Origin of the sequence: Vibrio sp. TRT 29B02, assembly GCF_050113655.1 — a bacterium.
Taxonomy (GTDB): Bacteria; Pseudomonadota; Gammaproteobacteria; order Enterobacterales; family Vibrionaceae; genus Vibrio.
In genome coordinates this window covers 1-12,665 of the sequence record NZ_JBNJOJ010000017.1, presented here as the reverse complement: position 1 = coordinate 12,665, position 12,665 = coordinate 1, and the positions used below count along the sequence as shown (strand labels likewise).

Here is a 12,665-nt window from a genome sequence, read left to right as displayed (position 1 = left end):
TCCGTTTATTAAAGTTAGATACTCAAGCCGCAATGGATTGAAGTATGGAAGTCCCACAAGGGAAAATTGTTAGCCGCTTATAATATCAGCCAATTGCCTTTGTCAAAAGCTTTCAATCGCAGTAACCGTTATTAAGTTATCGGTGACCATGAACTTCACGTTAAGATCGAACAAATTTACCGCATATTCCTTACTGTCGGGCTTATTTTTTTTGTAGGCTGGGCGAGGATCCTGTGCCAAAACCTGTTCTATCACCGCTGTAACATACTCAGTCTCGTTGTGCTGCTGCAACTGAGATAAGGCGGCGGCTGAAAAGTTGACGGGATAAGTCTCGGGTTCTCCTTCAGCATAGCCTTCACTTGCTGCCGTAATCGCATCGGAGTAGGGGATGTAGGGTTTGATATCGATGATAGGTGTACCATCAACCAAATCGACATTTCCGAGCTCTAAGTAGATCTGATCCCCTTGTTTGGTGACTCCCTTTATTTTCACCGCAGACATACCTATACCGTTTGGTCTAAAAGTTGAACGTGAAGCAAAGACACCAATTCGTTCATTGCCGCCAAGACGAGGTGGACGAACGGTTGGCTTCCAGCCTGCGTCTAGATTCTGATCGAACAAAAATAGCAACCAAACATGAGAGAACTGCTCAATGCCACGCAGTGATTCAGGGCTGTTTGCTGCTCCTGTTAATCTGACACGAGAGCGGGCAGCGGACACTAAACCTGGTTGACGGGGAACGGCAAATTTCTCTTTGTATGGGCTTTCAATAAAACCGATCGGCTCTACGGAATACATGGTCTTCTTTACTCTGTGGATAGGGTTATAGCAAAAGTATCATAAAAAAAGCTTGCAATGATTGTTGAGAATGATTACTAATTAATATGTTATAACATAACAATTTGAGAGAGCTTATCATGCAAGCAAATATCCACCCACAATATCGAACAGTTGTTTTTCACGACACCAGTGTCGATGAGTATTTTCTGATTGGTTCTACGCTACAAACAGATCGAACAATCGAATGGAGTGATGGGAAAACCTACCCTTATTTCACCGTTGAAGTCTCTTCGAAGTCTCATCCTTTCTATACAGGTAAGCAACGAGTGATTCAAAAAGAGGGTCGTGTGGCGAACTTTAGACGTCGTTTCGGTCAGTTTGAAAAAGGAGACCAATAGATGAAAGTAGTGAAATCATTAAAGAGTGCCAAGAGTCGTCATCCTGACTGCCAGATCGTAAAACGTCGTGGGCGACTCTATGTGATATGTAAATCGAACCCAAGGTTTAAAGCAGTGCAAAAATAGTGCGACGGATGTTTGAGGTTGGTTTAAAAATCGTCAATTGACTCTTTTTTCTCAACAAGGGTTTTAATCGTCCAAGATGGTGTGCAATAGGTCACTCTCATCTTGGGCGCTTTCCTATCACCCTGAATCGAATCAAGAGGTTAGATTATGTTTCATTCTGATAGTAAATGCGTGGCATTGAACTATAATTCTGGATTTTGATTTAAAATTAGCCACGCTTGCTAATTTTTTGTTTATTTTTAGTTAAATTGAATTGAGTGTTACACACTTTGTAACATTTTGAATTTCTAATTGAGAGTTTTGTCGAGTAATCTCTGCCGGCATTTGGAACATTTTTGTCACATTTGCACAGGAATAACTACAAGGAGGGAACAGATGAGTTCATCTGCTTCGATTAAACAAAACTCGCCAAAAAAGCCGCTGTTTACACGCTTTCTTGATACTGTTGAATATTTGGGGAACCTTTTACCCCACCCAATCACTCTTTTCGCCATCTTCTGTTTAGCGATCCTAGTTACATCAGGCATTGCTGGTTACTTTGAAGTTTCTGTTATGGACCCTCGCCCGGAAGGCGCTAAGGGCCGTGCAGCAGATGGTATGATTCATGTTGTGAGCCTGCTTAACGCCGAAGGTCTCCAACTGATCGTTACTAACCTAGTTAAAAACTTTGTTGGTTTTGCACCGTTAGGTACAGTACTTGTTGCTATGTTAGGTGTGGCAATCGCAGAGCACTCTGGCCTTCTATCAGCTGCAATGCGCGGCATGGTAATGGGTGCGTCAAAGCGCATGGTTACAGTAACGGTAGTCTTCGCTGGTATCATTTCAAATACCGCGTCTGAGCTTGGCTATGTGGTTCTAATCCCACTGGCTGCAATGCTATTCCACTCTTTAGGTCGTCACCCTCTAGCTGGTCTTGCAGCAGCGTTTGCTGGTGTTTCTGGTGGTTACTCTGCGAACCTACTGATTGGTACCGTTGACCCGCTACTTTCTGGTATTACCGAAACCGCAGCACAAATGATTGATCCGACTTATACAGTTGGTCCAGAAGTTAACTGGTACTTCATGTTTGTGTCGACGTTCTTTATTGCTGCAATGGGTGCGTTTGTTACTGAGAAAATTGTTGAGCCTAAACTTGGCAAATACAATGATGAGGAAGCCTCGGAAGATCTGTCAAACGACTCTATGGGTAAACTGACGGATATTGAAAAGAAAGGTCTTAAATTAGCTGGTCTTGCTGTTGTTGTCGTTTCGGCGCTTCTTGCTTGGACGATTGTTCCTGCAGATGGTGTACTTCGTTCAGATGCGGGTACCGTTGCTGGTTCGCCATTCCTTAAGAGTATCGTAGCGTTTATCTTTGTCTTCTTTGCCATCCCAGGCTTTGTTTACGGCAAAGTAACGGGCACGATGAAGACGGATCGCGACGTGATCGATGCGATGGCTAAATCGATGTCTTCTATGGGTATGTACATTGTGTTGGTGTTCTTCGCTGCTCAGTTTGTTGCATTCTTTAAGTGGACTAACTTTGGTCAGGTATTTGCTGTTGCAGGTGCTAACTTCCTACAAGATATTGGTCTGACAGGCCCAATGTTGTTCTTCGCATTCATCTTGATGTGTGGCTTCATTAACCTAATGATCGGCTCAGCGTCGGCTCAGTGGGCAGTAACAGCACCTATCTTTGTTCCAATGCTAATGCTAGTGGGTTATGCGCCAGAAACGATTCAAGCTGCATACCGTATCGGTGATTCGACCACCAATATCATTACACCTATGATGAGCTACTTTGGTCTTATCCTAGCCGTAGCGACTCGCTACATGAAGAATCTAGGTATTGGTACACTTATCGCAACTATGCTTCCTTACTCTATTTGTTTCATCGTAGGTTGGAGTCTGCTGTTCTATGTGTGGGTATTTGTCTTGGGTCTACCTGTAGGTCCAGGTGCGGCAACGTATTACACACCTTAACCACGATACAGATATTGGTTAATTTCAAAGCCAGAGCATTCGCTCTGGCTTTTTTGTCAATGATGATTCGTGCAATTCGAGTTGACAAGTGAATGCGGTGAACTTTACTTACCTCTATAGCAGTGAGTTCGGAGGTTAAATGAAAATCAGACAGTGGTATCTCTTGCGGCTAAACAGCGCTTAACAGAATCGCTCAACTCTTTTGAGTTTCTTTGTTCATGATTCGACGTATCGCGTTATCTGCATTGTTTTTTGGGCTCGCTTTTAACGTTCGTAGTGAAGCGCCAATTCAACTCGTTACCCTTGAATACCCACCGTATATTGTCAGCCACGAAGATGAACTATCCGGGGTGGCGGTCGAATTAGTCGAAGCGGTATTTAAACAACTCAATGTTCCAATTTCTATCGAAGTATTGCCATGGGCGAGGGCGTTAAGTAATGTCCAATTTGGTCGAGCCGATGCAATTTTTACAGCATTTAAAAATCCACAAAGAGAACAGTTTGCCGATTTTAGTCACCAGATATTGTTCACACAAAACATCAGCTTAGTCGTGAAGACAAACAGTAATATCTCTAGTGACTTATTCTTAACCTCTGATTTATCCAATTCAACTATCTGCGTTGTTAACCGAGTGAGTTACGGCGCAAGAATGGACGCTTTACTTGCAGAGAGCCGTTTCAAAATGGTTTTTAGGCGTAACCATACTCGCGACTGTGCACATCTGGTGAGAACCGGACGGGCAGATATATGGGTGAATAACAGTTTTGGGGCTCGAAGTATCATTGCTAGTGAGGGGATGGATAAGGTGTTAGAAATCCTCTCTCCTCCTATTGAAGCGACACCCAGCTATATCGCTTTTTCTAAGTTGAGGGAACATGCTTGGCTGCGAGAGCGATTCGACGAGGCATTGCGAGAAATGAAACAAGATGGTCGCTATGAAGCCATTATTGATAACTATTTTGAACGTATCAAAAAGCCGGAACAAAAATAAAAGGGCTGACGAATCTCGTCAGCCCTTAGCGAATGTTTAAGCGAGTTGTGGATTACCAGCCTTTAACTACACCACCTTGGAAGATGTCTGATGCTGCGTTGTACACTTCTTCAGTTTGGTAAGACTTAACGAAGTTTTGTACGTTTTCAGCTTGGACATTGTCTTCACGAGCGACGATAAGGTTTACGTATGGAGACTCTTTGTCTTCAACGAAGATACCGTCTTTTTGTGGTGTCAGATTGATTGAGCTCGCGTATGTAGTGTTGATCACTGAAAGTGCAACGTCATCAAGTGAACGTGGTAGCTGAGCTGCATCAAGTTCTACAATTGTGATGTTTTTTGGGTTTTCAACGATATCACGAACCGTTGCTAGTAGACCGACGTCTTCGCGAAGTTTCAGAAGACCTTGTTGCTCAAGAAGCAGTAAAGAACGACCAAGGTTTGTTGGATCGTTTGGTACCGCAATACGAGCGCCATCTTGGATCTCTTCAACAGATGTTACTTGCTTAGAGTAACCTGCGATCGGGTAAACAAAGGTGTTACCCGCAATTGTCAGTTTGTAACTGCGGTCTGCTACTTGCTGATCAAGGTATGGTTTATGTTGGAATGCATTGATATCGATTGAACCGTCATCCAACGCTGCATTTGGTGTTACGTAATCGGTGAAAGTCACTAACTCAACCTCTAGGCCGAATTTTTCTTTAGCCACTTTTGCTGCTACTTCAGCAACTTGCGCTTCAGCACCAGCCATAACACCAACTTTGATTTTGCTTGTGTCGGCTTCTTTATCGCCACAACCTGCCAGAACCAGTGCAGACGCTGCTGCAGCGATAGCCAAAATACCTTTAAGACTGAATTTCATCACTATCTCCTTATAAATAAAATCTGTGATTAATGTTTAATTTATTATTAACGGTGATCGACGCGACGCACAATCGCATCACCAATAGATTGAATAATTTGTACCAGTACGATGAGCATGACGACTGTCACTGCCATGATCACCACATCGTAGCGGTGGAATCCGTAGCGAATGGCTACGTCACCTAAACCTCCACCTCCGACCGTTCCCGCCATTGCAGAGTAACTCACTAGAGTGACTAGCGTGATAGTGACGGAGTTGACGATAGTTGGCATTGCTTCTGGGAGTAATACCTTTGAGATGATCTGCAACGGTGTCGCGCCCATAGACTGCGCAGCTTCGACAAGTCCCGTTGGGACTTCAAGCAATGCGCCTTCGATAAGACGAGCGACAAATGGAATCGCACCTATGGTCAAAGGAACAATTGCCGCTGTTGTGCCGATAAAGGTTCCCACTAATAACTTAGTGACTGGAATGATCGCTACCATCAAGACAAGAAATGGTACAGAGCGACCAATGTTTACGATGGCACCAAGCGCACTATTGAGCTTAGTGTTTTCGAGCAGGCCATCTTTTTTAGTCGTGTGTAAAACAACACCTAACGGGATGCCTATTGCAAAGCCGACAATACCAGCGACAGCGACCATATAGAGAGTTTCAAGTGTTGCGCCAATAAGTAGGTTGCTGTTTAAGTTCAGCCACTGTGAAATTTCATTAAAGGACATAACCCAGTACCTCTACTTTTACGTTGTGTTCGCGCAGGAATTCAATGGCAGCATTATCGTCTTGTTCGTTGCCGAACAGTTCGGCGACCATCATGCCAAACTTAACGCCGCCAGCGTAATCGAGATCGGAACTCAAAATGCTGACATCAATATTGAATTTACGAGCAATCTGGCTCATGAGTGGTGCATCAACAGTCGCGCCAGTAAACTCTAAACGCACTAGTGGGTAGCTGTTCTCAACGCGCGTGTCCTGTAGACGAGCTTGGTAATCTTCAGGAATAGAAAGATCCAATGTTGAACGAATAAACTGGTGAGCTAGCTCGGTTTTAGGGTGCGCGAAGATCTCACCAACACTGCCTTTCTCTACCAATTCACCACCCCCAATAATAGCTACTTGGTGGCAAATACTTTTCACAACATCCATCTCGTGAGTGATCAGGAGAATGGTGATGTTAAGCTTGCGGTTAATCTCTCTGAGCAGCTCTAAAATAGACTGAGTTGTCGCTGGATCTAGTGCACTGGTGGCTTCATCACATAAAAGTACTTTAGGATCGCAAGCCAGTGCGCGAGCGATGGCAACACGCTGCTTTTGACCACCGCTAAGGTTAGCAGGGTAGCTTTCGTGTTTATCTTCTAGGCCTACCAACTTAAGTAGCTCTGTCACTTTTTGGTTGATATGCGCTTTATCTTTGCCCGCGAGCTCTAACGGCAGTGCCACGTTGTCATACACAGAGCGTGACGACAGCAGATTAAAATGCTGGAAGATCATCCCAATATTACGACGAGCTTCACTCAACTGAGATTTAGACAGCTTAGTGAGATCCACGCCATCAACCACGATCGAGCCTGTCGTTGGTGCTTCTAGCATGTTGACACAACGAATAAGCGTACTTTTCCCTGCTCCTGATGAGCCAATAACACCAAAGATTGTTCCTTGAGGAATATGAAGGTTTATCTCTTTCAAGGCGTGAATTTCCTTAGTGCCTTGGAAGAAAACCTTATTAACTTGATTAATTTCAATCATCGAGAAACCCACTATCAGATTGGATGAGCAGCAGAAGATTATTTTGAGCCACATCTCATTTACTAGAGGATGCTATGGGTTTGCGTGATTGGTGTCAATAGATATTTTTACGTCTAGACGTCTAAACGTATTTTTTGCCCAATCGTTTAGTAATTAGATAGTGATGAAAGAAATAAAGCGTGCAATAATTCTTATTAATCAAAGCAAAAACGAGAAGCATATTTTGGCAAAACCTGCAGTCTTTCTAGACCGAGATGGCGTAATCAACGTTGACCACGGCTATGTGCATGACGAACACGATTTTGAGTTTATTGAAGGTGTGTTTGAAGCGACGAAAAAGCTCCAAGAGATGGGCTATCTGCTTGTCCTTGTGACTAACCAGTCTGGTATTGCACGTGGCATGTTCAGTGAAGATCGTTTTCTATCACTAACTCAGTGGATGGATTGGAATTTCGTTGATAATGGCGTTGAGCTAGATGGGATCTATTACTGCCCTCATCATGCAGAGCAAGGTCAGGGTAAATATAAGGAAGATTGTGATTGTCGTAAGCCAAAACCTGGGATGTTTATCTCTGCTCGTGACTTTTTAAACATTGATATGGCCAACTCAGTGATGGTTGGTGATAAGGCGGAAGACATGATGGCGGCTGACGCTGCTGGTGTCGGAACTAAGATTCTTGTTCGTACTGGCAAACCAGTGACTGAGAAAGGTGAAGCGTTAGCCTCAGTGGTACTCGATAGCATTAAGCAAGTACCAGACTATCTCGTCAAGTAAACAAAATCAGGTTGTCCGCTGTAATCTTGTCAGGAGGGAATCATGAAATCTAGAGTGTTACTCACGGCGATGATTGGACTCGTTTTAACAGCGTGTTCTTATAATGCTGTAGAGCGTGATAGTGCCTATCAAGGTGATTTCGAGTTTTATCAGTGCAGTGCAGATAAAACCTTCAAAGTCGCCTTTATGCCCAATCAACCTTTGGCATTACTGAGGTTACCAGAGCATGACTATAGACTGGTTCAAGTTCCTTCTGGCTCAGGGACAAAATACATTCTTGATGATGGCACGGCGCAGGCCCTCAACCCAGTGACCCTCTTTACTAAGGGCAGTGAAGCTCGCTTAGAGCTAGGGCGTGTCGTGTATAAAAATTGTATCAGCCAATAAATGTGTTCGGATAGTATTAAGGAGGCGTTCGCCTCCTTTTAACATTTAACTATTAGACCCAATAAATAACCTATGAGCAAAAAATTAACCATTCTTGATATAGCTAAGCTGTCTGGTGTCGGTAAGTCGACGGTGTCTCGCGTCTTGACCAATGATCCTAAGGTGAAGCCTGAAACTCGAGCCAAAGTTGAGCAGGTGATTCAAGAGTGTGGTTATGTGCCATCAAAATCTGCACAAGCCATGCGTGGAGGCAGCCAGAAGGTGGTTGGGGTCATCATATCTCGCCTCGATTCGCCATCAGAAAATAAAGCCGTCGGCAGCATGCTAAGTACCTTATACGATGCAGGCTATGATGTTGTTATTATGGAGAGCCAGTTTGATCGCGAGAAAACCAATGAACATCTCGATGTCCTGAAAAAACGAAATGTAGATGGTGTTATTGTGTTTGGCTTTAGCGATTTCGATATTTCCAAGCTGGCGAGCTGGAAAAACTGCTCAGTCGTTATTGCCATGGATACAGATCAAGTCTCTTCTATCAACTACGACAACACGCAAGTGATCACCAAAGCTCTGGAATATTTGCAGAAAAAGTCACTCCAACACATCGCATTTATCGGAGTCTCACCGAGCGATAAAACAACGGGAAAGCTACGTTTAGAGGCATACCTAAATTGGTGTGAACAGCACGCAATTAAAGCCCATTATCAAACAGGACAACTCAATCATGAAAGTGCCTACTTACTGGTTGATAGCGTACTCGACGCCCGAACAGAAGCGATTGTTTGTGCCAGTGATACGTTGGCACTTGGTGTGATAAAACGCCTTCAAGAGCTCGACAGAGAAGATGTCGTGGTGACAGGGGTAGGGGGAAATGAACTACTTTCTTTCCTTTTTCCAAAAGTCTTTAGCATTGATCCAGGTTATTCCCTTGCGGGAGAAAAAGCCGCTAATTTATTGATCTCTCAAATAAATGGTGAGCTGAAACAGGTTCATATCACTCAGCAGCCGCTTGCTCTCTAAGCCGTTATTTTCAAAGTGAATTAAAATTATACTGTGATCTCATTCAATTAATGGGACTGTTCCCATTTTTATCTAGTATTGGATCTGACACTATAATAAGCACAAATGGGAACATTCCCATAATTATAAAAACAGGTCAGTTTGTAAGTCTGATGTTGATTTAGACATGAATGAGAATCCAATTAGGGTGGACATGGATATGAGTAAGATTGCGAAACAAGAAGTTGAGCGTCTGATTGAGTTAGTCGGTGGACGCGATAATATCGCGAGCGTAAGCCACTGTTTAACGCGTCTTCGCTTTGTACTAAACAATACTGAGCAAGCCGATGAGAAAGCATTAGAAGCGCTGCCAATGGTAAAAGGTTGCTTTACCAATGCGGGGCAGTTTCAAGTGGTTATCGGTACTGAAGTCGATGAAGTGTATAAAGTTCTGATTGAACTGACCGGACAAAAAGCGGCATCGAAAGATGAGGCTAAACTCGCGGCTCGCCAAAACATGAACATCCTAGAACGTGGAATCTCCCATTTAGCTGAAATTTTTGTTCCGCTTCTACCTGCGATTATTACGGGTGGTTTAATTTTAGGCTTCCGTAATGTCATTGGTGACATCAAGATGTTTGATGGCCAGACTCTGACTGAAATCAGTCAATTTTGGGCAACGGTGCACAGCTTCTTGTGGTTAATTGGCGAAGCCATTTTCTTCTTCCTTCCCGTTGGTGTGTGTTGGTCTACGGTGAAAAAGCTGGGGGGTACACCGATTTTAGGCATCACATTGGGTGTGACGCTTGTCTCTCCTCAATTGATGAATGCGTATTTGATTGGTAAGCAAGTACCAGAAGCATGGGACTTCGGCCTCTTTGTCATTGAGAAGGTGGGTTATCAAGCTCAGGTTATCCCTGCGATGTTAGCAGGTGTTGCACTCGCCTTTATCGAAACCAATTTGAAACGTATTGTTCCGTCTTACCTCTACCTAGTTGTTGTCCCATTTGTATCCATTATCGTATCTGTGGTTCTGGCGCACTCGCTAATTGGTCCATTTGGTCGAGTTCTGGGTGATGGTGTGGCTTTTGCCGCAAAAGCAGCAATGACGGGTGACTTTGCAGTCATTGGTTCAATGGTATTTGGTTTCCTCTATGCGCCACTCGTTATCACGGGTATTCACCATACGACCAATGCCGTGGATCTTCAGTTGATGCAAGATCTTGGTGGTACCCCTATCTGGCCTTTGATTGCTCTGTCAAACATCGCTCAGGCCTCAGCAGTTGTTGGAATCATTATCATCAGTAAAAAACATGGCGAACGTGATATCTCGGTACCAGCAGCAATCTCTGCATACCTAGGTGTCACGGAACCCGCAATGTACGGTATTAACCTTAAATACAAATTCCCTATGCTTAGTGCCATGATTGGTAGCGCAGTTGCCGCGGCAATCTGTGGTAGCGCTGGCGTGATGGCAAATGGTATTGGTGTGGGTGGCTTACCTGGCATTCTCTCAATCCAACCACAGTTTTGGGGCATTTATGCTGTCGCGATGCTCGTCGCAATCGCTCTTCCAGCAGTGTTAACTCTGTTCTTCTATAAGCGCGCACAAATGAAGGGCGAATTGGAGCCTGTGAACGCGTAATTCAGCAATACATTTAGGAGCGGGCAGTCACCGCTCCTCTTTTCAAAGATTCAATTTTTATTTGGTAAGTGAGTTTAGAAATGACAGCTATGGCTAAAGATCCAAATTGGTGGAAAACCGCTTCGATCTATCAAATTTATCCCAAAAGTTTCTGTGATAGCGGAAGTAAGGGAACGGGGGATATTCAAGGCATTATTTCTAAGCTCGACTATCTAAAGCGCCTTGGTGTCGATGCAATCTGGCTGACTCCAATTTACCAGTCACCAATGATTGATAATGGCTATGATATTTCGGATTACTACGCCATTAACTCAGATTTTGGCACTATGGCCGATTTTTATCAGTTGCTTGAGCAAGCCCATCAACGTGGTATTCGTATCATTATGGATATCGTCGTGAATCACACCTCAACTGATCACCACTGGTTCCAGTCTGCGTTGGGCGACAAGAACAGCCCATATCGTGACTACTATATTTGGCGAGATCCGGTTGATGGAGAGCGACCAAATAACTGGCAATCAAAATTTGGCGGAAGTGCTTGGGAACTCGATCAACAAACGGGACAGTATTTTCTGCATCTATTTGCTCAGCAGCAAGCCGATCTGAACTGGGAGAACCCTCAGGTTCGCGCTGAAGTCAAACAGGTGATCAGCTTCTGGGCTGAAAAAGGGGTCGATGGCTTCCGTCTTGATGTGATTAACCTGATTTCTAAGCAGCAAGACTTTCCGAACGATGATATTGGTGATGGACGTCGTTTTTACACCGACGGCCCTCGTGTTCATGAGTATCTCCGAGAGATCAGTTCAGCGGTATTTCAAAAGTATGGCAGCGTTACCGTTGGTGAGATGTCTTCGACAACACTGGAGCATTGTCAGCAATACTCGTCATTAGATAACAAAGAGTTGTCGATGGTGTTCAACTTCCACCATTTGAAAGCGGATTACCCAAATGGAGAAAAGTGGACCAAGGCGCCTTTTGACTTTATCCAGTTAAAACAAATTTTCAACCACTGGCAAACGGGTCTTAATGGCAAAGGGTGGGGGGCACTATTCTGGTGTAACCATGACCAACCTCGAGTGGTAAGCCGTTTAGGTAATGATCAACTGTATCGGGTTGAATCCGCAAAAATGTTAGGCGCATCAATACACATGATGCAGGGGACGCCTTATATTTATCAAGGCGAAGAGATTGGAATGACCAATCCTGGCTATACCCGCATTGATCAGTACCGTGATGTTGAAAGTACCAATATGTACGACATTATGGTCAATCAGCAAGGCGTCTCACACGACGATATGATGGCTATTCTGGCACAAAAGTCTCGCGACAATGCCCGCACACCGATGCAGTGGAATGATGACAAGTTTGCTGGTTTCTCCAAAACGACACCGTGGCTAGAAGTGGCAGAAAACTACCGTGAAGTGAATGCCAAGTCGGCCGTAGAGGACGAAAACTCGGTATTTTATTTCTATCACAAGCTGATTGAGTTACGTAAAGAGTGGGATGTGATCACGACAGGTGATTATCTGGACCTTTACCCGAATCATGAAGCGATATTCGGTTATCGACGCCAAAGCCAAACCGCCACTTTGATCTGTCTAAACAACTATTATGGTCAAGAGACAGAGTGTATCTTGCCTGACAACTTCGATGTGTCACGTGCTAGGTACCTGTTGGCTAACTATGCTGAGCTTAGACCGCAGGTAGACAAGGTGCAGAAACTCAGACCTTACGAAACACGTATTATTTTAGTGGAAAGCTAACACCCCCTAGTCGTGTTTGCTTCATCAGATCCTATTGGTTCTGATACTTGCCCCGCATTGTCGGGGCTTTTTTGTTGGACTCTTAATAGATAGAGATGGATGTGACTTTGTAGAGACGAAAAAAAACCAGCTCGATGAGCTGGTTTCTTCAATATGGTGGAGGGGGACGGATTCGAACCATCGAAGGCAGTGCCAGCAGATTTACAGTCTGATCCCTTTGGCCACTC

13 protein-coding genes are annotated in these 12,665 nt (G+C 44.2%); 9 read left to right on the top strand and 4 right to left on the bottom strand.

Annotation, left to right across the window (positions count from 1 at the left end):
- Positions 1 to 102: 102 nt before the first annotated feature.
- Positions 103 to 798 (bottom strand): tRNA (N6-threonylcarbamoyladenosine(37)-N6)-methyltransferase TrmO, encoded by a 696-nt coding sequence (tsaA, locus tag ACQEXT_RS11850; protein ID WP_426952199.1) that lies wholly within the window; start codon positions 796 to 798, stop codon positions 103 to 105.
- Between the two features lie 119 nt (positions 799 to 917).
- Between tsaA and ACQEXT_RS11845 the strand changes: the two genes are divergently transcribed.
- The 4 genes from ACQEXT_RS11845 (at position 918) to ACQEXT_RS11830 (ending at position 4,258) form a co-directional block, all read left to right on the top strand.
- Positions 918 to 1,178, top strand: a complete 261-nt coding sequence (locus ACQEXT_RS11845) for a type B 50S ribosomal protein L31 (protein ID WP_331416100.1) — start codon at positions 918 to 920, stop codon at positions 1,176 to 1,178.
- Positions 1,179 to 1,304, top strand: a complete 126-nt coding sequence (gene ykgO / locus ACQEXT_RS11840) for a type B 50S ribosomal protein L36 (protein WP_009847431.1) — start codon at positions 1,179 to 1,181, stop codon at positions 1,302 to 1,304.
- A 375-nt stretch (positions 1,305 to 1,679) separates the two neighbouring features.
- On the top strand, positions 1,680 to 3,266 hold the full coding sequence (locus ACQEXT_RS11835; RefSeq protein ID WP_331426866.1) for an AbgT family transporter: 1,587 nt from the start codon (positions 1,680 to 1,682) through the stop codon (positions 3,264 to 3,266).
- A gap of 218 nt (positions 3,267 to 3,484) precedes the next feature.
- Positions 3,485 to 4,258: a transporter substrate-binding domain-containing protein gene (locus ACQEXT_RS11830; protein ID WP_331426868.1), complete on the top strand. Its 774-nt coding sequence runs from the start codon at positions 3,485 to 3,487 to the stop codon at positions 4,256 to 4,258.
- Between the two features lie 52 nt (positions 4,259 to 4,310).
- On the opposite strand, the gene metQ is transcribed toward ACQEXT_RS11830, so the two are convergent.
- Genes metQ through metN form a run of 3 tightly spaced genes read right to left on the bottom strand, consistent with a single transcriptional unit; the run spans position 4,311 to position 6,869 of the window.
- Positions 4,311 to 5,120 (bottom strand): methionine ABC transporter substrate-binding lipoprotein MetQ, encoded by an 810-nt coding sequence (gene metQ / locus ACQEXT_RS11825; RefSeq protein ID WP_331416098.1) that lies wholly within the window; start codon positions 5,118 to 5,120, stop codon positions 4,311 to 4,313.
- A 47-nt stretch (positions 5,121 to 5,167) separates the two neighbouring features.
- Positions 5,168 to 5,845, bottom strand: coding sequence for a methionine ABC transporter permease (locus ACQEXT_RS11820; protein ID WP_269376720.1), 678 nt, complete (start codon positions 5,843 to 5,845; stop codon positions 5,168 to 5,170).
- Complete coding sequence (metN, locus tag ACQEXT_RS11815) at positions 5,835 to 6,869, bottom strand: methionine ABC transporter ATP-binding protein MetN (protein WP_138973422.1); 1,035 nt, start codon at positions 6,867 to 6,869, stop codon at positions 5,835 to 5,837. The genes ACQEXT_RS11820 and metN overlap by 11 nt, the downstream gene beginning before the upstream one ends.
- 223 nt (positions 6,870 to 7,092) lie before the next feature.
- Between metN and gmhB the strand changes: the two genes are divergently transcribed.
- The 5 genes from gmhB (at position 7,093) to treC (ending at position 12,438) form a co-directional block, all read left to right on the top strand.
- On the top strand, positions 7,093 to 7,644 hold the full coding sequence (gene gmhB, locus ACQEXT_RS11810; protein ID WP_331426873.1) for a D-glycero-beta-D-manno-heptose 1,7-bisphosphate 7-phosphatase: 552 nt from the start codon (positions 7,093 to 7,095) through the stop codon (positions 7,642 to 7,644).
- A 42-nt stretch (positions 7,645 to 7,686) separates the two neighbouring features.
- Positions 7,687 to 8,031: an MliC family protein gene (locus tag ACQEXT_RS11805; protein WP_138973420.1), complete on the top strand. Its 345-nt coding sequence runs from the start codon at positions 7,687 to 7,689 to the stop codon at positions 8,029 to 8,031.
- A gap of 72 nt (positions 8,032 to 8,103) precedes the next feature.
- Positions 8,104 to 9,051: a trehalose operon repressor TreR gene (gene treR, locus ACQEXT_RS11800; protein ID WP_138973419.1), complete on the top strand. Its 948-nt coding sequence runs from the start codon at positions 8,104 to 8,106 to the stop codon at positions 9,049 to 9,051.
- Positions 9,052 to 9,250: 199 nt separating this feature from the next.
- Positions 9,251 to 10,675: a PTS trehalose transporter subunit IIBC gene (gene treB, locus ACQEXT_RS11795; RefSeq protein ID WP_331416094.1), complete on the top strand. Its 1,425-nt coding sequence runs from the start codon at positions 9,251 to 9,253 to the stop codon at positions 10,673 to 10,675.
- Between the two features lie 80 nt (positions 10,676 to 10,755).
- Complete coding sequence (gene treC, locus ACQEXT_RS11790; protein WP_426952195.1) at positions 10,756 to 12,438, top strand: alpha,alpha-phosphotrehalase; 1,683 nt, start codon at positions 10,756 to 10,758, stop codon at positions 12,436 to 12,438.
- The last annotated feature ends 227 nt before the right edge of the window (positions 12,439 to 12,665 follow it).